The 20824-nt window shown below is 67.5% G+C and carries 20 protein-coding genes; 10 read left to right on the top strand and 10 right to left on the bottom strand.

Going from position 1 to position 20824, the window contains the following annotated elements; all coding sequences use genetic code 11:
- The first annotated feature begins 133 nt into the window (after positions 1 to 133).
- The 4 genes from ACQHI0_RS27660 (at position 134) to ACQHI0_RS27645 (ending at position 4050) form a co-directional block, all read left to right on the top strand.
- On the top strand, positions 134 to 928 hold the full coding sequence (locus tag ACQHI0_RS27660; RefSeq protein WP_427904712.1) for an LLM class F420-dependent oxidoreductase: 795 nt from the start codon (positions 134 to 136) through the stop codon (positions 926 to 928).
- A gap of 150 nt (positions 929 to 1078) precedes the next feature.
- Positions 1079 to 2860 (top strand): ABC transporter substrate-binding protein/permease, encoded by a 1782-nt coding sequence (locus ACQHI0_RS27655; protein ID WP_427904711.1) that lies wholly within the window; start codon positions 1079 to 1081, stop codon positions 2858 to 2860.
- Positions 2861 to 2915: 55 nt separating this feature from the next.
- Positions 2916 to 3641, top strand: a complete 726-nt coding sequence (locus ACQHI0_RS27650) for an amino acid ABC transporter ATP-binding protein (RefSeq protein WP_379296259.1) — start codon at positions 2916 to 2918, stop codon at positions 3639 to 3641.
- A 112-nt stretch (positions 3642 to 3753) separates the two neighbouring features.
- Positions 3754 to 4050 (top strand): hypothetical protein, encoded by a 297-nt coding sequence (locus ACQHI0_RS27645; RefSeq protein WP_427904710.1) that lies wholly within the window; start codon positions 3754 to 3756, stop codon positions 4048 to 4050.
- Here ACQHI0_RS27645 and ACQHI0_RS27640 read toward each other — a convergent pair whose 3' ends face one another.
- From ACQHI0_RS27640 to ACQHI0_RS27620, 5 genes are all read right to left on the bottom strand, one after another.
- On the bottom strand, positions 4051 to 4350 hold the full coding sequence (locus ACQHI0_RS27640; RefSeq protein ID WP_427904709.1) for a helix-turn-helix domain-containing protein: 300 nt from the start codon (positions 4348 to 4350) through the stop codon (positions 4051 to 4053).
- Positions 4351 to 4465: 115 nt separating this feature from the next.
- On the bottom strand, positions 4466 to 5749 hold the full coding sequence (locus tag ACQHI0_RS27635; protein ID WP_427904708.1) for a CHAT domain-containing protein: 1284 nt from the start codon (positions 5747 to 5749) through the stop codon (positions 4466 to 4468).
- Positions 5746 to 7260, bottom strand: a complete 1515-nt coding sequence (locus ACQHI0_RS27630) for a tetratricopeptide repeat protein (RefSeq protein ID WP_427904707.1) — start codon at positions 7258 to 7260, stop codon at positions 5746 to 5748. The genes ACQHI0_RS27635 and ACQHI0_RS27630 overlap by 4 nt, the downstream gene beginning before the upstream one ends.
- Before the next feature lie 68 nt (positions 7261 to 7328).
- On the bottom strand, positions 7329 to 8387 hold the full coding sequence (locus tag ACQHI0_RS27625) for a hypothetical protein (RefSeq protein ID WP_427904706.1): 1059 nt from the start codon (positions 8385 to 8387) through the stop codon (positions 7329 to 7331).
- Positions 8387 to 9751 (bottom strand): hypothetical protein, encoded by a 1365-nt coding sequence (locus ACQHI0_RS27620; protein ID WP_427909314.1) that lies wholly within the window; start codon positions 9749 to 9751, stop codon positions 8387 to 8389. The genes ACQHI0_RS27625 and ACQHI0_RS27620 overlap by 1 nt, the downstream gene beginning before the upstream one ends.
- A gap of 192 nt (positions 9752 to 9943) precedes the next feature.
- Between ACQHI0_RS27620 and ACQHI0_RS27615 the strand changes: the two genes are divergently transcribed.
- Entirely contained in the window at positions 9944 to 10462 is a 519-nt protein-coding gene (locus tag ACQHI0_RS27615; protein ID WP_427904705.1) for a lipoprotein LpqH, read from the top strand.
- A 131-nt stretch (positions 10463 to 10593) separates the two neighbouring features.
- Positions 10594 to 11394 carry a hypothetical protein gene (locus tag ACQHI0_RS27610; RefSeq protein ID WP_427904704.1) on the top strand — a complete coding sequence of 267 codons (801 nt, stop codon included), beginning with the start codon at positions 10594 to 10596 and terminating at the stop codon, positions 11392 to 11394.
- A gap of 28 nt (positions 11395 to 11422) precedes the next feature.
- Here the strand turns inward: ACQHI0_RS27610 and ACQHI0_RS27605 are convergent, their stop codons facing one another.
- Positions 11423 to 11995 (bottom strand): TetR/AcrR family transcriptional regulator, encoded by a 573-nt coding sequence (locus ACQHI0_RS27605; protein ID WP_427904703.1) that lies wholly within the window; start codon positions 11993 to 11995, stop codon positions 11423 to 11425.
- A 60-nt stretch (positions 11996 to 12055) separates the two neighbouring features.
- Complete coding sequence (locus ACQHI0_RS27600; protein WP_427904702.1) at positions 12056 to 13159, bottom strand: agmatine deiminase family protein; 1104 nt, start codon at positions 13157 to 13159, stop codon at positions 12056 to 12058.
- 218 nt (positions 13160 to 13377) lie between these two features.
- Here ACQHI0_RS27600 and ACQHI0_RS27595 point away from each other — a divergent pair, with 218 nt between their 5' ends.
- A complete protein-coding gene (locus ACQHI0_RS27595) occupies positions 13378 to 15432 on the top strand; it encodes a PhoX family protein (RefSeq protein ID WP_427904701.1) in 2055 nt (684 codons plus the stop codon).
- A 61-nt stretch (positions 15433 to 15493) separates the two neighbouring features.
- Here ACQHI0_RS27595 and ACQHI0_RS27590 read toward each other — a convergent pair whose 3' ends face one another.
- Positions 15494 to 16228, bottom strand: a complete 735-nt coding sequence (locus ACQHI0_RS27590) for a glycoside hydrolase family 25 protein (RefSeq protein ID WP_427904700.1) — start codon at positions 16226 to 16228, stop codon at positions 15494 to 15496.
- Positions 16229 to 16340: 112 nt separating this feature from the next.
- Here ACQHI0_RS27590 and ACQHI0_RS27585 point away from each other — a divergent pair, with 112 nt between their 5' ends.
- Complete coding sequence (locus ACQHI0_RS27585) at positions 16341 to 17042, top strand: pentapeptide repeat-containing protein (protein WP_427904699.1); 702 nt, start codon at positions 16341 to 16343, stop codon at positions 17040 to 17042.
- Here the strand turns inward: ACQHI0_RS27585 and ggh are convergent.
- Complete coding sequence (ggh, locus tag ACQHI0_RS27580; protein WP_427904698.1) at positions 17039 to 18379, bottom strand: glucosylglycerate hydrolase; 1341 nt, start codon at positions 18377 to 18379, stop codon at positions 17039 to 17041. The two genes, ACQHI0_RS27585 and ggh, sit on opposite strands and share 4 nt — an antisense overlap.
- 54 nt (positions 18380 to 18433) lie before the next feature.
- Positions 18434 to 18973, bottom strand: a complete 540-nt coding sequence (locus ACQHI0_RS27575) for a DUF6069 family protein (protein WP_427904697.1) — start codon at positions 18971 to 18973, stop codon at positions 18434 to 18436.
- A gap of 120 nt (positions 18974 to 19093) precedes the next feature.
- On the opposite strand from ACQHI0_RS27575, the gene ACQHI0_RS27570 reads away from it, so the two are divergent.
- The gene (locus ACQHI0_RS27570) at positions 19094 to 19783 is read left to right on the top strand and encodes an SDR family oxidoreductase (protein WP_427904696.1); all 690 of its coding nucleotides are present in this window, start codon (positions 19094 to 19096) and stop codon (positions 19781 to 19783) included.
- A gap of 228 nt (positions 19784 to 20011) precedes the next feature.
- Entirely contained in the window at positions 20012 to 20797 is a 786-nt protein-coding gene (locus ACQHI0_RS27565; RefSeq protein WP_427909313.1) for a polysaccharide deacetylase family protein, read from the top strand.
- Positions 20798 to 20824 lie beyond the last annotated feature (27 nt).

Genomic DNA, 20824 nt, shown 5'->3' with positions numbered 1-20824 from the left:
GTAGATCAACATCCCATCCCGGCAGGAACGTGCCGGACGATCCGAGTAGTGGGTCGCTGGGATCGTAGCGGCCCTCGTGGGCTCCGGGTAGCCTCGGTCGCGGAGAATCGGCGAGCCCTTAGGAGCCAGCGGTATGAATCGTCCGGTCCGTATCGGAGTTCAGCTTCAGCCTCAGCACGCGCCTGATTACGGGCTCATCCGCGATGCGGTGTTGCGGGCCGAGGATGCCGGGGTCGACATCATTTTCAATTGGGATCACTTCTTTCCGCTGACCGGTGATCCCGAGGGTGCGCATTTCGAATGTTGGACGATGCTCGGGGCGTGGGCGGAGCAGACCGAGCGGGTCGAGCTCGGTGCGTTGGTGACCGGTGGTGGCTACCGCAATCCCGATCTGCTGGCCGATATGGCGCGCACGGTCGACAACATCAGTGGCGGCAGGCTGATTCTCGGCATCGGCGGGGGCTGGTTCGAGCGTGACTACGACGAGTACGGCTACGAGTTCGGAACGCCGGGTAGCAGGCTGAACTTGTTGAAGGACAACATGTCTCGCCTCACGGCCCGGCTGGCGAAGCTGAACCCCCCGCCGGTGCGGGCGATCCCGCTTCTCATCGGCGGCGGTGGCGAGCGCAAGACGCTGCGCCTGGTCGCCGAGTACGCCGACATCTGGCACTCCTTCGCCGATGTGTCGACGCTGGCGCACAAGAACAAGGTGCTGGCCGAGCACGCGGCGGCCGTCGGCACCGACGAGTCGCGGATCGAACGTTCGGTGCAGTGGCAGGGGCGCGACGACGCGAAGGCACTGCACGACGCAGGTGTCACCCTGTTCACCGTCGGCGTCTCCGGCCCCGACTACGACCTCACCGAGGTGTACCGAGCCATCGAATGGCGCGATGATGTGAACCCGGCACTGCTCGAGGGGCTCGCATAGGTCCTGCCTGGACGAGAACGATCCGTCCTGGGCTCGGGCTGTTGCCCAACTCTGCGGTCATAGCGAAGACGGATGACTGCGGTAGGCGCCAGATGATGGACCGCGGTGCGTATCCCTCGCTGTGCAAGGTTGCGGCTAGGGTTTATCGCCATGGCAGGTGTACGAACGAAGGCGCGGATCGCCGCCCTCTTGCTCCTCGTCGGCGTCGCGGCGACCGGATGCGGTGGTGGCTCCGACAGCAGCACCGCACGCGATCTCTGTTCCCCACCGGGCCCGTCAGCTGCCGCCGCCGCACCGACCAACCTGGCCGCCGGTGAGACCGCGGGTGCCGACCGCTACACCACGGCGACAACGGCACCGGTCGACACGATCGACACCGCGAAGCTCGGCCTGCTCAACCCCGGCACCCTGAGCGTCGGCACTCTTTCCGACGCCCCGCCGAGCATCTGTGTGAACGGCCAGGGCGCCTTCACCGGCTTCGACAACGAACTTCTCGCCGCGATCGGCGCGAAACTCGGTCTGCGCGTGGAGTTCTCGGGCACCGAGTTCGCCGGCCTGCTCGCCCAGGTGTCGGGCAAGCGCTTCGATGTCGGCTCGTCCAACATCACCACCACCGACGCGCGCCGCGAACTGGTCGGCTTCACCAACGGCTACGACTTCGGCTACTTCTCCCTGGTCGTCCCGCAGGGCAGCGCGGTGCAGGGCTTCGGCGACCTGAACCAGGGCTCGCGCATCGCGGTGGTGCAGGGCACCGTGCAGGACGAGTTCGTGGTGAACCAGCTGAAGCTGGACCCGGTGAAGTTCCCCGACTACAACACCGCCTACGCGAATCTGAAGTCCGGTCAGGTCGACGCCTGGGTCGCGCCGTCGGCTCAAGCCGAGGGTGCGATCAAGCCCGGCGACGGAATCGTGGTCTCGCAGAACACCTTCAGCCTCGACAACTTCGTCGGCTACGCGGTGGCCAAGAGCAACCAGCCGCTGATCGACGCGCTCAACTCCGGTCTCGACGCGGTGATCGCCGACGGCACCTACGCGCGCCTATACGCCGACTGGGTGCCCCGCGAACTCCCGCCCGGCTGGAAGCCCGGCTCGAAAGCCGCACCCACACCCCAACTTCCGGACTTCGCGGCGATGGCGGCGGAGAAGGCGCCCGAGACCGAACAGGTCGCGCAGAAGTCGACCTTGCAGCAGTTGAAGGACACCTTTTTCGACTGGTCGTTGTACAGCAAGGCCTTTCCCGATCTGATCAAGACCGGCCTGCCGAATACCCTGATCCTGGCACTGGTTTCGGGTGTCCTCGGCACCGTGATCGGCATGCTGCTCGCGGTGATGGGCATTTCCCGCACCCGCTGGCTGCGCTGGCCCGCCCGCGTCTACACCGACATCTTCCGCGGCCTGCCCGCCGTTGTGATCATCCTGCTGATCGGTCTCGGCATCGGGCCGGTGGTCCGCAATATCACCGGCGGTAACCCGTACTGGCTCGGCGCGGTGGCACTGGCCCTGCTCTCGTCGGCCTACATCGGCGAGATCTTCCGCTCCGGTATCCAGTCGGTGGAGCCGGGTCAGCTCGAGGCCGCGCGTGCCATCGGTTTCGGGTACCGGCAGTCGATGACGCTGGTGGTGATCCCGCAGGGTGTGCGCCGGGTGCTGCCCGCCCTGATGAACCAGTTCATCGCGCTGATCAAGGACTCGTCGCTGATCTACTTCCTCGGCCTGCTGGCTTCCCAGCGTGAGCTGTTCGCGGTCGGGCGCGACCTCAACGCCCAGACCGGCAACCTGTCCCCGCTGGTCGCGGCGGGTCTGATGTATCTGGTGCTCACCATCCCGCTCACCCACCTGGTCAACTACATCGACCAGCGCATGCGCACCGGCAAACCCACCCCCGCCGACCCGATCGAGCAGGCAGTCATCACAGAAGGGCGAGGCGCATGAGCGAGCGGCTGACCTATGCGGTCATGGCGGAACCGAGCGTCAGCGAGGTGCGGGCATGAGTGCATCGTTGACCGGCACCGGGCTCGAGCTGACGCTCGGCAACAACCACATCCTGCGCGGTGTCGACATCCACGTCGAGGCAGGCCACGCCACCACCGTCATCGGCCCGTCCGGCTCGGGCAAATCGACCCTGCTGCGCGTGCTCAACCGCCTACACGAACCCGATTCCGGTGACGTGCTCCTCGATGGCAAGTCGGTCCTCAAAGACAACCCCGACAAGCTGCGCCAGCGCATCGGCATGGTCTTCCAGCAGTTCAACCTGTTCCCGCACAAGACCGTCGCCGACAACATCGTCCTCGGCCCCCGCAAGCTGCGCGGATTGTCCGCCGACGAAGCTCGTGCGCTGGCGATCGAACAACTCGAGATCGTCGGCCTGGCCGACAAGGCCGACGCCAGGCCCGCTTCGCTGTCGGGCGGCCAGCAGCAGCGCGTGGCCATCGCCCGCGCGCTGGCCATGAAACCGGAGCTGATGTTCTTCGACGAGGCCACCTCCGCGCTGGATCCGGAGCTGGTCAAGGGTGTGCTCGCGCTGATGGCCGACCTCGCCTCGGGCGGCATGTCGATGATCGTGGTGACCCACGAGATGGGCTTCGCCCGCGAGGTCTCCGACAGCGTCGTGTTCATGGATCAGGGCGTCGTCGTGGAGACCGGCACCCCCGATGCCCTGTTCGACGACGCGCAAACCCCGCGCCTGCGCCGCTTCCTCGATCAGGTCCTCTGACCAGGTAAGGGGCCTCACAGCAACGCATGCGCAACTGCTAATGTCGGAAGTGCTTGGAGCTCCATTCGTTCAGTACCGGACCGAGTTCCGGGAAACCGGAAAGAGAGAGCCGATGACCACAACGCATGCCGAACACCCGCAGCACACCCATGTCCATGGCCCCACCTGCGGCCACGTCGCGGTTCCGCACGAGGACCACGTCGATTACGTCCACGACGGGCACCTGCACCGCGAACACGAGGGCCACTTCGACGAGTGCGAGACCTCAGCACACGTCGAGCACACCGCCCACACCCACCAGCACGGCCCCGGCTGCGGCCACGTCTCCGTCCCGCACGGCGACCACGTCGACTACATCCATGACGGTCACCGCCACGCCGCCCACGCGGACCACTACGACGATCACTGACTAACCGGCGGCCCGACCTGGCTCGAATTCCACCCGCAGACGCAGCTCGAGTGCCGTAGCGAGGCGCTCGAGCAGTGGAATCGTCGGCATGGTGCCGCCCGCTTCGAATCGAGCCACCGCCGGCTGGCGAAGTCCGGCGCGTGAGGCCAACTCCGCCTGTGTGAGACCGAGTTCCTCACGTCGATTCCGCACTGCCGCGCCGAGCTCGAACCGGAGCCGCGCCGCGTCGTAAGCCGCACCGGCGCCAGGCCGCCCCAGGATCGCCGAGCGCTTTTCCGACCAACTTGTCCGTTCACTCACGACTCTCGTACCTCCTCTACGGTGTGTTGTTCGTCCATACCGCCAACTCGACAACCACGACGGCCGTTCTGCAACTGGCGGCGGGCTTGGGACTTCCCGAATAGCCGTGCGCCGGTCAGTCGGTGACGGTGGCGAAGGCGGCCCACAGTAGAGGTGAGTTCTCGGGCATCGGCGCTGCACGCCAGGCGGCCAGTCGAGACCTTTGCCAGGTCAGCAGGGTGGGGATGGGTGTGGGTGAATCGTGGGCGGTGTCTACAGCGCAGATGGCGGATTGCAGCGGGTAGGTCGTGGTGGGGGTGAGGGTGTGGAAGGCGTGGTCGGTGGGTAGCGGCCAGCGGGTGGCGGTGACCAGTTCGGCGCCCGCCGAGAGGGCCGCGGTGGTGAGGCCGAGGGCTTCGGTGAAGCGCAGGTCGCCACCGCTTTCGCAGGCGATGAGGGCTACGCGGCTCGGCATCGGCCACAGGGCCCGGCCGGGGGTGGGGGACGGGTCGAGGGAGTGGGTGCCGAGCAGGAGGTCCTTCGCGGAGAGGGGGCGGTGGGTGCGGTTCGTCGTCGCGAAGCCGAGGGTGTCGGCGGTGCAGCTGAGGTGCAGCTCAGCGTGTTCGCTCAGACCGGATTTCGGTGCGGGGGCGGTGACATGGCCGACATAGACGAGTCGGCTGGCACCTGCCCGGAGGACATCGGAAAGCCAGGCGCGGTCGGTGTCGGCGCGACGGAACAGCTCCACTGGATCGTCGACACGCGGGACCAGTCGATCGCGATAGCGGCTGAAGTGCTGGGTGACAAGGGTTTCCGTGCCGGGTCGGCCGAGCACCGAGCCGAGTTCTGAGTCCGCGCGAAATCCGGGGACGCGTGGATCGAGCACCGCGACCACGGGCAGATCGCGAGTATCTGTCCAGCGCCGCGCGATTCGCTCCGGCGCGTGCACCACCGACACGGGCGCGAGCAGGCTCACCTCGGCGATGTCGAGCAGTCGGAGCTGGGGATCAGGAGCGATGATCTCCCACGGAACCTGCGCCAGCCGCGGCGAAGGCTGAATCCGCAGATGCGGTCGAATCCCACGCTGCGACAGTTCGTACAGCTGCACTGCGAGCCCATAGGGCAGCAGGGTGCGTGACAACGCCTGCGCCAGTGCCCTTTCCGCCTCGGGATCGACCAACGCGCCCGCGGTCATGACCCGCCGCAGATCGTCGGGTCGTGCCGGATCGGGCACCGCTTCGGTCAGCAGTCGCAGCGTCTCGCGCACCTGGTCGCGGGGCAGCACCGCCACGCCACGCGCCAACGCGTCGTCGGCCCACCGCCACGACATATAGACGTCGCCGGCGTCGGCCAGCCGGATGAATGCGGTGGGCGCATTGTTGAATTCGGTTGGCGTTGGCTGTGCGGCAGGCACCTTCATAGCGCGATCACCCTGGTATCGCGGACGGGGCGGCCGTAGCGCTGCTCGGCGTAGGAGATGAAGTTCGCCAAGACGATACGTCCGTCGTCGTCCAGCCGGGGTGGTGGTGCGACGGGGATACCCGCGGTGGCGGCGACGTCGGCGAGTGCGGCGCCGAGTTGCAGGGCCGGTGTGGTGATCTGCTCGGCGGGCACGGGGTCGAACAGCTGGAATTCGAGGACCGGCGCGGCCTCATCGGTGTACGCGGTGGAGTCGAGAGTGGTTCCAGCGCACTGTGTCTCGATCAGATCGCTCACCAGTTGGCCGTTGCCGGACAGACCGGCACATCGGAACGCGACGCGCATCGCCGGTTCGGCGACGGCGCGGTGCCAGTGCGCTCGCTGGTTGCCGTTGGGGAGGGTGTGGCGAACGGCGTCGATGGCGAGTGCCGCCGGTATCGACAGGGCGACCGCGCGGGTGAGCAGTTCCGGATCCGGTTGTGCCGCTTGCTCGATCGCGGTGTGGAGGAGTTCGGCGTGCCAGTAGTCGAGTTGGGCGCAGTGCATCCCGAGTCCGTGGGCGGCGTAGACCGAGAACGACGCGTCGAGCAGTTCCTCGGCGGCGGCGAGATCGCCTTCCGCACTGGCGACGGTGGCGAGGCGCAGTCGAACGTCCGCCGCGTCCACCACCGCGCCGGTGGAGTCGAAGCGATCCAGTGCTCGCTCGTAATGCGCACGTGCCGTAGCGAAGTCGTTCCGACGTTCGGCGAGGAAGCCCAGTGTCTTGGACCCGATCCCGGACCAATGGCCCAGCTCACCGGCTTCGAAGAATTCCTGGCTGGCCCGCAACGGCTCCTCTGCCTCGTCGAAGCGACCCGCACGCACCAGCATGGTGGCCAGATTCTGCTGTGACTCGGCGACCGAGGCCGCCGCGCCCGCCGCGGCGAAAGCGGCCACCCCCTGTCGCGCGAAGTCGATGGCCAGTTCCCAGCGCCCGGTCTCGAACGAGCAGGCGGCCAGGTTCATCAACGGATGGCCGGCCATCTCCGGCGCGAAACGTTCTGTCACACCGAGAGATTCGCCCGCCAGCTCACCGGCGCGGGCCCACTGCTGCCTGTGCAACGCCACCGCTGTCAGCGACAACAGACACGCCACCCGCAACAACCCCTGATCGGTACTGTCGGCGAGCAGCGCGCGCGCTTCCTCGAGCACATCCTGCGCGGCGTCGAACTCGCCCAGGTGCTGGAAGGCCTGCGACAAATTCACCAGCGCCGCAGGTCGCTGATGGGCGGCGTCCTCGGGCATTTCAGCGAGTGCCGTCCGGAACAGCACCACCGACCGCCGGTGATCGCCGAGCTCGTCGGCCATACTCGCGGCGTTGATCAACGCCGCACTGCGCAGTCGGGGTGCCGCACCGTCGGCCGCCTGCTCGAAAATCTCCAACGCCGCCACGACATCGCCACGCTGATACGCCGCATACCCCGCGGTGAGCTGGGTGTCGTCCTGGTCGGACGTTCTTCCGGTGGCTGCCATCTATCCGGCTCCGATCTGCGCCAGGTGCGCGTTCTTCGCATGGCCGGCCGAAATTCGCGTCGAGGTCATCAGAAGTCCTCGTCTGCTTCGGCCGCGGTCGATTCAGCGGTCAGTGGACGGCCGGTGGGATCGCTGAGGCGAAGGCGGGCGAACCGCCGAATTCGGTCTCGAACAACCGCCTCCTCCACGGGGTCGGCCGGTCCGAAACCTGGAACGAAAACTGTTATGTCAAGCGATGTCTCAGTGCGAAGGGCAATCTCGGCCGCCCCCGTCCAGGCGTCCCCCCGCAGGTGCAAGGGGATCTGCACGTCGACCGATGGTTCCGCGCGATCGTGCCCGGCCGACTGCCCTTGCTCGGTGGCCGCAGGAGGCTGCGCTCGGACCGAACGCACGCGCGCGAGGGGCCGAAGATGTTCGGGGACAGCGCGCCGGCAATCTGGCGCGGCGACCACACTGACCCGCACCGTCGACACCCCACCCGCCCGCGTCACCTGCCACGACACCGCGTTCTCGCCCGCGTCGAGCAGGCCGGGCGGGCAACGCCGCCAGTCCCAATGACCGCTACCCCGCGCGACGATCAGCCCGTCGGCTGCATCCGTACCACCGGCCGCCAACGCGTAATCCACTGCGCGAACACGTGATACGGACTCGCTTTCGAGTCCACGTTCGAGAGGACCGAAGTCATCGCTGCCGAACATCATCTCGCACTGCTCGGTGAGCACCTCGATTTCCTCGAGCAGCAGGCGCGGGTCCAGGGCGGGAATCCCGTCGACAGTCGACGCGGGCCACCACCGGCTTGCCCAGTGCGCGTAGGCAAGTCGGCGCATGTTCGCCACCGTCTCCGGCTGCGCGGGCGAGGCTGTCAGTGCTCGGGGATCGTAGTCCGCGACGGCCACGGCGACTTCCTCGCCGTACACCGCCCACACCCAATCCTGTGCCGCGTCGACATCATCGAGCACCGCGGCGGGTACCACCCCGCTGTCGAACAGGCTCCAAGTCAGGTGTCCCCCTGCGACTTCGAGCACCAGCGCATCGAGCCCTGGCGCGGCATCGGTGACCAGTGGCGCCCCGTCGGGAGCGATGACGAGCAGGCCCGGGTCCGCATGGCGAAGATGGACGACAGTCATCAGCCGGCCCTCGCTTCCACCACGGTCGCGGCGTCGGCGGTCAGCGCCTGTTTGATCCGCGTGCGATGGTCCAGCCTCACCGACCGGGCGACACCATCGAGTAGATCCCAGAGCTCACCCGGCTCGTACACCGGCATCTCCCGCACATCCCGCCCGTGCAATCGCACCCACAACCTGCGCAGATACGGCCGCCACGGTGTGCGCAACTCGGCTGCCACCGTCGCCAGCGGACCTACCCCGTCGACCACATGAACCGCATACCGCCGCGCCTGCAGCACATACCCTTCTCGCCGCCACCGGCTGTTGACCACCTCGTGCGCACGGGACGTCGCGGTGGGTGGCACCACCTCCGCATTCCGTGGGGCGTCGCCTCGAGCTTCGATCGGATTCGCGGACGCCGCCCGGGTGCCTGCCGCCGCGATCGGTGAGAGACCAAGCGCCAGTTCACAACCCGCGGCAGCGGCGACCCGCAACGATTCATCGAGCAGCCCCCACGGCGAACAACTGCGCGAGATCTCCCGGGTCACCAGTTCCGGAATCCCGGGCAGGTCGGTCCGATCGAGACTGCCCTGCAACACCGTGAACACCCGCTCGTAGACGGTCCGGTCGAACGGCAGGCCGAGATTCGAGGTCGACGCGGACGCGCCGAGTTCGGGTCGCCGGGGGCTCGAATGCGTGGTGAGTCCCAGGTCGTCGGCACCGTCGGCCGGATGCTCCAGCCACAGGGCGATCCCGCGATGGGTGCCCGCACGGTTGTCGACGAGGTCGTCGAACAGCGGCCCGGCATCCGCCGGGTCCCCTTCGCGGGCCAGCGTGCAAGCTTCGAGGAACTCGGTCAGTTCGGCCGCCAGATCCCGAGCGCCATAGAGCGCGAGGGGCCTTCGCGCCCAGGCGACAGCCAGCAGTTCGGCCAGCTCGACGGCCCGATGTGGTTCGGTCACATAGCTTTTCAGTGCGGCCGTGGTTCGCCCGCCCGTGCTCTCGTGGACTTCGCGCAAGGTCTCCTCGGCCCGCGCTGGTCCGTCACCCGCAGGCGCGCCCCACCGGATCGCCAACTCGAAGCACCGCTGGAAGTACAGATCCTGCGCGTTCCCCTCGGTGATCCGCAGCGCCCGGCGCACCTGCTTCATGACGACAAACCATGCCGCACACGCCCGCAGCGCATCGGAGCGCGCGTGCACGAGCGCGGTGAGCAACGCGATCGCGTCCTCATCGAGCACGCTCGCGGCCAACCCTGGATGCTGCACCGGCCGCAGCACCAGCGGATCCAGAATCAACTTCACCGTCCGCCGCAGCGGCCCACCATCGGCCCCGCTCAACGCCTCGACACCGTCGAGCCCCCGCCACACCTCATCGAGCACCATGGCGCGCGGTCTCCGCATTCGACCAGGTTAGCTGGATACGTGGCGGCTGTTCGTGCAGTTCTCGGCGGGTAGCCGAGAACTGCGGCGCCAGCCGCCGATAACACCAAAGTTGGGATCGGTAGGCGGCGAACGATTTCTACCTTTCTCTCAACGGGTTACCAACCCGGTCACACCGAGAGAAACGGAACCACCATGAACACCAAGCTGATCGCCGTCCTCGCCGCTTCCGCCGCCGCCACCGCGCTGTTCGTCACCGGTTGCAGCGACGACGCGAGCACCACCTCCCCGACCAGCACCCCCGGATCGGCGGCTCCGGCCCCGGCCGCGGGCAAGTCCACCGCCAGTGTGGACGGCAAGGAAGTCGCCGCGAAGTTCGACACCACCTGCGCTAAGCAGGCAGGCACCCTCGCCCTGGCGCTCACCGACACGGCCAACGCCACCTACGGCAGCCTGTCGGTCAGCGCGACGGTCGAAGGCGACACGGTCCAGGCCGTCGCCATCGGTGGGAGCCAGGGTGGCGCCAACGGCCTGCCCTACGCGGTCGGCTACGGCCAGGGCGCACCCGGCGGTTCCGCGAAGCTGGCCAAGGACGGCAACACCTACCGCATCACCGGTGAGGGCATCAGCGCCGATATGACCAACCCGCTGGCAGGCCCGTCGACGGTCAAGTTCGACGTCACCTTCGCCTGCGCCACCATCGTCGGCGCCTGACCTCACCCGCGACCCGGTCGGACACCACAGTTCTCGGCGCGCCTCCGCCTCTGGACTGCCCGGAGGGAGGGAAGAGGCGGAGTCAAGCGCCGAGAACCGCGGCACCAGCCGCAAATGAACAGGGAGACATCATGAAATCCAAGCTGCGTGCGGCCGCGGTCGCGTTCGGGATCTTCGCCATCGGCTACTACCTCTACTACGGCCTCACCTACACCCCCGACGAATACACCGGCGCGATGCTCGGCTGGGTCGGCCCCCAGATGGCCCTGCCGATCATCGCGCTCACCATCGTCCCCATCGTCTTCGCCTTCACCGGCGACGGCATCCTCGAAGCCTTCACCGGCCGCAACAGCAGCGAGTTCCGCGACGCCGCCGTCGGTATCGGCACCATCACCTCGTTCCGGCAGACCGGCGTCTCGGTGAACGACCAACCGCAGGTCAAGATTGCTTTCCGGGTCGAGGGGTCCGATGGAAAGGTCTTCGATTCGCACGCCAAGATGATCGTTGCGCTCACCGAACTGGCCCTGCTGCAGCCGGGCGTGGTCCTGCCGGTCCGGTACCTGCCGGGCCGCACCGACAAGGTCGAGGTCGACCGCTCCGGCGACAACGGCGCCGCCCAGCGCGCGATGAACGAATCGCTCATCCGTAAGGGCATCACCACCCGTGGCAAGCTCGACATCGCCGAGCGCGGCATCGCGGCCCAGGCGGTGGTGCGCAGCCTCGACGTCCCCGGTCGCATCCGTGGCGGGTACACCGAGATCGCGCTCGGCCTGGTGGTCACCCGCCCCGACGGCACCACCTTCGAGACCCGTGCCGAGAAGTACCTGCCCCCGACGGCGGTCGGCGCGGTGCAGGTCGGCCGGATCGTGGCAGTGCACTACCTGCCCGGCAACGAGCAGGAGGTGGTGATCGCCCTCCCGGTCAATGCCTGATGACAACTTCCTTCGTACGCGCCTCGTGTTACGGCCGATCGAGCTCGACCGCGACGGCCCCGGTGAGCAGCGCGCGGGCGCGGTCGAGGCTCACCGACCCGCTGTGCCAACGCTCGCTGAGCCCTTCGACGAGGGTGGTGAGGCGTTCGGCGGCAGCGGCCGCGTCGATTTCGGCCGAGAGGCTGCCGGTGAGCTGGCCATCCCGGATGAGGGTTTCGATGTCGGTGTTCCAGGCGTGCGTGGATCCGGCGAGGGGTTCGCGCAGGTGAGTGTTGAACACCGCGCTGGCGCGGAGCTCACCCCAGGCGATGCTGGTTTCGCGGACCTCGTCGGTCTGCTGGAGTTCGAGCAGCAGTGTGTTCTCGATGCGGTCACGGGGCTGCGCGGTGTCGAGACCGTGCTCGGTGTAGCGCTGAGCACGGTGGTTGATGTACTCGAGCGCCGCATCGAGAACGCCGGTTCGATCCTTGAAGTGGTAGTAGATGAGAGCGGTGGATACTCCCGCCGCCGTGGCGAGTTTGTCCACGCGCAGGCCGCGGATGCCGTCCTGGGCGATGACGCGCACGGCTGCTTCGAGGATCTGGTTTCGACGCTCTGACACGGGTCCCCACAGTAAGAGAAGGGTAGGACTGGGCGGGTGTCCAGCCCTGCCGCGGGCGGGCTAGGCGGCCGGTTGCTGCTGGGTGGCGCAGTGGATCCCACCGCCACCGGCGGCGATGCCGTCGATATTGAGCTGGACGATCTCCCGGTCGGGAAAGAGCCGTTGCAACGTGCCCCGGCTGGCCGCGTCGGCGCCGAGATCGCCGAACTCCGGTGCGATGACCGCGCCGTTGCAGACATAGAAGTTGATGTAGCCGGCGGCGAAGTCGTCGTCGGCGAAAGTCTCGCGGACAGTGGACGGACCTTCGAGGACCTCCACCCGCAGGCGGCGGCCGTGCACGTCGGTGGCCTGGCGCAAGATGTCGAGGTGACGGCGGGTGACGTCGTAATCGAAGGAGTCGGGGTCGTTGTCCAGCCCCGCGACGACCACACCGGGCCCGGCGAATCGGGCGTAGAAGTCGGTGTGCCCGTCGGTGATGTCCTTGCCCGCGATGCCGGGCAGCCAGATCACCTTCTCGATGCCGAGCAGATACGCCAGTTCCTCCTCGACGTCCTTCTTCTTCCAGCCCGGGTTGCGGTTGTTGTTGAGCACGCAGCTCTCGGTGATCAGCGCGGTGCCCTCGCCGTCGACCTCGATGCCACCACCTTCGAGCACCAGATCGGTCTCCAGGCGCTCCACTCCGGCGCGGTCGGTGACCAAACGGGCGACCTCGGCGTCACGGCGATGCTCCTGTTTGTCGCCCCAGCCGTTGAAGTTGAAGTCGACGCCGGCCCGCCCGTCGGGTCCGGTGACGAATACCGGGCCGGTGTCGCGGATCCACAGGTCGTCGATCTCGGCGGCGATCAGCTCGACGTTCGCACCGCCGATCAGACTCCTGGCCAGGTCCATTTCCATAGGCCGAACCAGCATCGACACCGGTTCGAACCGGGCGATCGTGGTGGCGATGGCGGCCAGATTGCGCTGTACTTCCGGCACGAGGTCGGCGCCCCAGATCCGTTCGGCGGCGCCGAACGCCATCCAGGTCCGCGCGTGCGGTGTGCCCTCGTCGGGCATCGACCACTGTCTGCCGTCGTCGTCGTTGCCCGACGGACTCGCCTCTCGACAACCGATCAGCATGCTGCTCAACGCGGCCATCGACGTCTGGACGAATATGCGTCGCCGCATGAATTGCTCCTGTGTCCTTGTCGGATGCGCCGGCGACACTCGCGGCGCGTAGGTCCGAATGTAGTCCTGACTAAAAATTCAGTCAAGGTGAAAGGCGTGGTCGCCACGGTCGGACGACCTTGGCGCGCCGAGTTTTGGTCGTCCGTTCATCTATGCGTTCCCACTGGCTCGCTTGGGCTGCTTACGGTGCCGGAAGTCCGTTCTACTCAGGAGTCACCGTGAGTCCGAAACCGCTCGCCCTGTTCGTCAAGCACGACGGCCAGTCGGCACGCGCCGCCCTGACCTGTGAATACAAGTGCGGCAACGCCTGCTTCCACGAGGTGCCCAACACCTCCGACGGTGAGTACTTCGGTGACATCGTCGCCCGGCTCAACCGTCGTGGTCTGATCAAGGGCGGCGCCGCCGTCGTACTCGGCGTCGGCGCGGTGAGCGCGCTGGCCGCCTGCGGCGACGACAGCTCCGACACCGGCTCGAGCCCCACCGGCTCGCCCGGCACCGGCACCGGCTTCACCGCCGTCGCGCCGAACAAGGAAGACGCTGTGGTCATCCCGGAGGGCTACGAGCAGTCGGTGCTGATCCGCTGGGGCGACGCCGTGATCGAAGGCGCGCCCGCGTTCGACTTCGACAAGCAGACCCCCGCCGCTGCCGCCAAGCAGTTCGGCTACAACTGCGACTTCGCCGGCCTGCTGCCGATCGAGGGCCAAGCCGACAAGTACCTGCTGGTCGTGAGCCACGAGTACAGCACCGAGCCGATGATGTTCCGCGGCTACAACAAGGACGCGCCGACCCGCGAGCAGTTCGACATCGCGCTGGCCTCGCACGGCCTCAGCGTCGTCGAGGTGCACGGTGAGTCCGGCTCGGGCAAGCTGAAGCCCGCGTTCGGCAAGTACAACCGCCGCATCACCGCGACCACCGAGTTCGAGGTGAAGGGTCCGGCCGCGGGCAGCGCGCTGCTCAAGACCAAGGCCGACCCCACCGGCACCAAGGTGCTCGGCACCTTGAACAACTGTTCGGGTGGTGTAACCCCTTGGGGCACGGTGCTTTCGGGTGAAGAGAACTTCAACCAGTACTTCGGCAACGCCGCGAGCGTCACCGAACCGGCCGCCGCGGCCCGCCTGAAGCGCTACGGCGTCGAGGGCACCGCTTCCGAGCGCAAGTGGGAAACTCTCGACCCGCGCTTCGACATCGCCGCCGAGCCCAACGAGGTCAACCGCTTCGGCTACGTCGTCGAGGTCAACCCGTGGGACGCCACCTCGGCGCCCGTCAAGCACACCTCGCTCGGCCGCTTCAAGCATGAGGCCGCCACCATCCACGTCACCGGCGACGGCAGCGTCGTGGCCTACAGCGGTGACGACGAGCGCTTCGACTACATGTACAAGTTCGTTTCCACCAAGAAGGTGCAGTCGGGCGTCGGCGCTTCGGCCATGCGTCACAACATGACCATCCTCGACGAGGGCACCCTCTACGTCGCCAAGCTCACCGGCGACCACGCTGCCGAGATCGATGGCTCCGGCAAGGTTCCCAACGGCGGCTTCACCGGCAAGGGCCAGTGGATCCCGCTGCTCGAGACCGGCGCCGACGGCAAGGGGAAGTCCCTGGTCGAGGGCATGTCCGCCGAAGAGGTCGCGGTGTTCACCCGCCAGGCAGGCGACAAGGTCGGCGCCACCAAGATGGACCGCCCCGAGGACTTCGAGACCAACCCGAAGACCGGCAAGGTCTACGTCGCGCTGACCAACAACTCCAACCGCGCCGCCGACGGCAAGCCCGGTGTGGACGAGGCCAACCCGCGCAAGCTGAACAAGAACGGCCAGGTGCTCGAGCTCACCGACAACCACACCGGCACCGACTTCACCTGGTCGCTGCTGCTGGTCTGCGGCGACCCCACCACCGCCGACACCTACTTCAGCGGCTTCGACAAGACCAAGGTCAGCCCGATCTCCTGCCCGGACAACCTGGCCTTCGACCCGTACGGCAACCTGTGGATCTCCACCGACGGCAACGCGCTGAAGTCCAACGACGGCCTGTTCTCGGTGGTCCTCGACGGCCCCAACCGCGGCGAGACCAAGCAGTTCCTCACCGTCCCGCGCGGCGGCGAGACCTGCGGCCCGATCGTCACCGAGAAGCAGGTGATCGTCTGCGTGCAGCACCCCGGCGAGGGTGACGACGCCACCCCCGACAAGCCCCTGTCGAACTGGCCCGACGGCGGCACCGCCCAACCCCGCCCCTCGGTCGCGGTGGTCTGGAAGAAGAACGGCGGACGAATCGGCGTATAGCCGGACCCCGATCCGCTGACGAAACCGCTACTCGGCTGGGCGAGTAGCGGTTTCGGCATTTTCAGCTGCTGCCGAACAGGCCTGACATGTTGGCGAAGCGGGCGAAATCGGTGTGGGTGGCGTTGAAGCGGTTGACGTCGGTGCCGCCGTGGATGCCGGGGACGGCGCCGCGGTCGGTGGTTTGCCAGAAGGTCCAGGTGGGCCAGTTGCCGGGGATTTCGGGGTGGTCGTTGCCGCTGTAGTCGGCGATCCAGAGTGGGTATCTGGTGAACTCGCTGGTATCGGCCATCGCGGTCTTCCAGAAGTTCGGGTACGTGTAGATGATCGGCGTGCGGCCGGTGAGGGTTCGCAGGGCGTTGAGGTAGCGGTGGGTCCAGTCGATGAGGGCGGCGGGGGCCAGGCCACCCGCGGCTTCCAGATCGAGGACCGGGGGCAGGTCGAGGGGACCGTTCTGGCCGAGAACCGTCGCCGCGTACATCGCCGCCTGCGGTTCCGGCGGCAGCTCGGGTCGCGCGAAGTGGTACGTCCCGCGCGCCACCCCGGCGGTTCGCATCAGGATGCTGTCCTGCACGAAGAACGGGTTGACGTAGTGCAGGCCCTCGGTGGCCTTCACCATCGCGAACTGATGCCCGGCCGCGCGTACCGCGTGCCAGTCGATCATCCGGCCGTCCACATGCTGCCAGGACGACACATCCGGCCCGCTTGGCTCGGCCTGCGCGGTGGCGGGTAGAGCGCAGGCCACGGCGACGAGCACGACGCAACCACGGACTCTCGAACTCCAGCGCTTGGTGTCCATGGGCGTCGACCGTAGTGGCCTGTTGCCGGTGTGACCAGTGGTGTTGGTGTGTGTCTGGGAATAGTTACCGAAAGCCTGTCGGCTGGTGCCCGTATGTTGGTGCGGACATCGGATGACGGGAGTGCAAGTGGCGCGCAAGCGTGAGGTGCGGTTCGAACCCGCCGTGGCGAAGCTGGGCGAATTGCGGCCTGCGGCCGCGCCCGGTGACGACCCGATCGACGAACTGAGTGTGACCGACGTCGAATATCGTGACGCGGATTTCGCCGAGCGGCACGTCTCCGGCATGAGCGCCGAGGCCTGCCTGTTCGACAGCGTCCGATTCCCGAGCACCCTGCGGCACAGCACCGTTGCCGAGTCCACGCTGCGGGTCTGCGATCTGGCCAACGTCCAGGCCGACGATTCCACGATGATCGAGTCTCTGCTCGAGCACGGCCGCCTCACCGGATTGTCCTGGACCGCAGGCGTTCTCCGCGACGTACTGATCGACTCCACGCGCGCCGACCTGTCCTCCTTCGCGCAATCTCGCCTGCGCACCGTCGTTTTCCGCGACTGCGACCTCCGTCAAGCCGACTTCCAGGGCACCGAGTTCCGCAACGTCCGCTTCGAACGCTGCAACCTCGTCGGCGCCCGCTTCACCGGCGCGCGCATCCAGCAGAACCTGCGCTTCGAAGACTGCGACCTCACGGGCATCTACGGCATCACCGCGCTGCGCGGCGCCACCATCAACGGCGGCGACCCGGAGGGACTCGCGTCAACTCTGGCGCGCGAACTCGGCATCACCGTCGAATGGCACGCCGCTCTCAGCGAGAACTAGCCCAGCCAGTCGAGAACCGAAGCGGCAGTCCAGGATTGCTGCATGCTGCCCAGCGGCGCGCCGGTGAACGGCTCGTAGTACTCGGCGAAGCTGCCGTCGCTGGCCTGGCGCAGACCCTCGGCGCGCAGCATGTAGGAGCGCTCGGCCCAGCCTCGGCGGGCGAAGGCCCAGGAGAACAGCCAGCTCATGACCGGCCAGACGGGGCCGCGCCAGTATTCGCGGGGGCGGAAGTCCTTGGAAACGGGCGAGGTCGACGGGGGCAGGGCGTAGCGGAGGTCGGGGTGGCCGCAGAAGCGTGGGCCTTCGAAGGTGTTGAGAAGGGCGCGTTCGGCGTGGCGGGGCAGGCCGCCCGAGATCAGCGGCGCGAACATGGCGAGGGTTTCGGTGCTGATCCAGCGTTGCAGGCGTACGTCGTAATCCCTTGCGGCACCGGTGCGTTCGTCGGCGGTGGCGACCACGCCCGTGCGGAAACGGTCGGCCCAGCCGTGCAGTTCGCGGACGTCGGCGTGCGGTTGTTTGTACTCCTCGCCGATGTCGGCCAGTACCTCGCAGGCCAGCGCGAAGATCGCCGAGACGAACACGTCCTCCACGGCGAAACTCATCACCGAGGTGAGCTGGAAATCGTCGTAGTTCGCGCGTCGCATCTGCTCGACCAGCCAGAGGTAGCGGTCGTACTCACGGTCGCTCGGCCGCTGCGAGGGGTCGGAGATGATCGAGGTGTCGGCGCGGCGATACGGCGGAAGGTCCGTTCCTGGAACAACATTGGCATACGCCCGGTCCCAGCGCGGTGAGTTGTCCATCCCGGATTCCCAGCCGTGATACAGCGTGATCCGCCCGGTTTCCTTGGGGTCGCGGGCATGCGCGAGCCAGCGGTGCCAGCGCACCAGATCCGGCCAGCGACGGTTCAGGAACTCCTCGGCGACCGCGCGGGTGGAGCGGCCGTGCCTGCGGGAATGGTCGAGGATGCGCTGCACGGCGATCGCGTGTACCGGCGGTTGGGTGATGCCGGAGGTGTCGGGCCCCTCGGGCGCGTTGGCGGCCAGCTTGCGACATTCCCAGCGTGCCGGGCCGGGGAAATACCCGTCCACCCCGTTGGCGAAGACGATGTGCGGGATCATCCCGTTCTTCCACTGCGCCGACAACAGCGTGTCGAGTTCGACCACCGCCCGCTCCACACTCAGCGGTGCCAGGCCAACCGCGACGAACGCCGCGTCCCAGCTCCACATGTGCGGGTAGAGGCGGGGTGCGGCGCTGGTCATCGTGCCCAGGTCGTTGCCGCGCAGAAGGTAGGCGGCGCGCGCCGCGAGCTGCGTCGAGGTGAAACCGGGGTCGGTCATCTCCCTATTCTGCGGCGGTGCAGGCGCTATGGCACCTCGGCAGCCCTGTGACGATCAGTACCCCGCTTGACGCGGCCCGTTCTGCGCCGCCGAACCCACCGAGCTGAGCATGGTGGTGATGCACAGCCCCACCAGCAGGTTGACCGCCGCGGTCGCGATCTTCGCATCAAGGTCGGCGACCAGCGTGAACGGCAGAATCACCGCGACGGCGGTGAGGAGCAGGCAGATCCAGGTGAAGAAGGTGAGCGGGCTCGGCATGGCCAGCAGCAGCACCATCAGCAGTGCGGTGGCCAGCAGCGCGGCGCCCGCGGCCGCGATGGCGTAGGAGGTGGTGGAGACGGTGCCGTAGGCGCCCGCGCCTTCCGGCGAGAGGATCGCGATGCCGAGCACCCCGCGGATCAGCATGATCGCGACGACCACCAGCAAGGCGGCCACGACGGCCGTGCCGATGCCGCCAGCCCACAGCTTGCCCACATTGACCTTGGGTTCGGGATCATCCTGGGGATATTGGGGCTGGCCGTACTGAGGCTGCCCCTGGTACTGGGGGTGCTGCGGGTCCGCTGGTCCGTAGTTGTTGTACCGAGGATCGGTCATAGTCCGACGGTACTAGTCGGTGCCCACATCCGCGCGTGGAAACGGCCACGGTGTCGAGATCTCCCTACCCCGTTGTCACGCCCGTGTGGCTGATCGCCCCCGGCGGTTTAGCGTGAACCCATGACGGTGACCAGTACGCCCGCCCCGACCGCCCTCATCACCGGCGCCAGCCGCGGACTCGGCGCCGCGATCGCCCGTGAACTCGCGCCGACCCACGACCTGCTGCTCGGTGCCCGTTCCGCCGAAGCGCTGACGCCGATTCTCGCCGAACTTCCCGCCGCTACCGGCTGGCCGGTGCCGCTGACCGATTACCCCGCCGTCGCAGCGGCCGCCGAGCGGCTCGAGCGGCTCGACGTCCTCGTCCACAACGCGGGCGTCGCCGACCTCGGCACGGTCGCCGAGTCCTCGGTCGAACAGTGGCGCGAAACCCTCGAGGTCAATCTGATCGCGGTCGCCGAGCTGACGAGAGTACTGCTGCCCGCGCTGCGCGCCGCGAACGGGCATGTGGTGCTGGTCAATTCGGGTGCTGGGCTGCGTGCGAATCCCGGCTGGGGTTCCTACGCGGCGAGCAAATTCGGGCTCCGCGCGTTCGCCGACGCGCTGCGTCTGGAGGAGCCCGCTCTGCGAGTGACCTCGCTGTTTCCCGGTCGCATCGATACCGATATGCAGCGCGCGATCGTCGCCGACGAAGGCCGTGAGTATCGGCCGTCGGAATTCCTCACTGCCGAGACCGTGGCAACGGCGGTCCGCAACGCCGTCGACACTGCGCGTGATTGCCATCCGACCGAAATCGTCCTGCGCCCGGCCTGATCGCGCGATTCGGTCGCGTTATGCCATCACCCACGCACGGCGCACAGGGTATTGTCGCGATGCGCGCGGACGGGCACCAGGGGGTCGAGGCTGTTCGCGCGGATGTGCCCGAGCGTTCGCCTGCTCGAAGGATGCGCCGGGTACTTTCCCGCTGATGTGTGCTGACCTGGTCACATGGCCGGGTGGCACCCTGTCCGAGTAGGGGTTCGCGAAGTGGATAGACGTGCAATGCTGGCGCTGTTGGCCGCCGGCACCGCCGTGGCGTTGACCGGCTGCGCGACCGCCGAGGGTGAGACCGTCGAAGCCGGTTCCGCCGGCGGCGCGATTCCCGTTCCGCCACCAGCGCCCGCGCAGCCACTGCTCCCGCCCCCGCCGGGCGGCCCGAAGTCGATCATTCCCCCGAAACCCATCACCGCCCTCCCGGGCCAAGGTCTGTCGATGGCGCTGACCGTCGATGACGGCGCCAGCCCCGAAGTCGTCGGCGCCTACGTGAAATGGGCCAAGGACACCGGCGCCCGCTTCACCTTCTTCGTCACCGGCTACTACGAATCCTGGACCATCCACCGCGACGCGCTGCGCCCGCTGGTGGACTCGGGTCAGATCCAGCTCGGCAACCACACCTGGGACCACGCCGCCCTGACCAAGATCAGCGCCACCCAGGTAGCCGACCAGCTCAGCCGCACAAAGACCTTCTTGCGCAACAATTTCGGTGTCGACGGCACCCCGTACTACCGCCCACCGTTCGGATACCACAATGCGGGCGTGGACCAGATCGCCGCCGACCTCGGCTACACCGTCCCCACCATGTGGTACGGCTCCCTCTCCGATTCGGGCCTCATCACCGAGGAGTACTTGATCGAGTGCGCCCACAAGTACTTCGCCGCCCAGTCGATCGTCATCGGCCACGCCAACTTTCCCCCGGTCACCCACTGCTACGGGCAGCTCGTCGACATCATCCGCGAGCGCAATCTGTCGCTGGTCACGCTGAACGACGTCCTGGAAGTACGCAGCTGATCTCGCGAGAACATGGGTAACTCACCG

It is taken from the genome of Nocardia sp. FBN12, assembly GCF_050320175.1.
Lineage (GTDB): Bacteria > Actinomycetota > Actinomycetes > Mycobacteriales > Mycobacteriaceae > Nocardia.
This window is presented reverse-complemented; position numbering and strand designations above follow the sequence as displayed.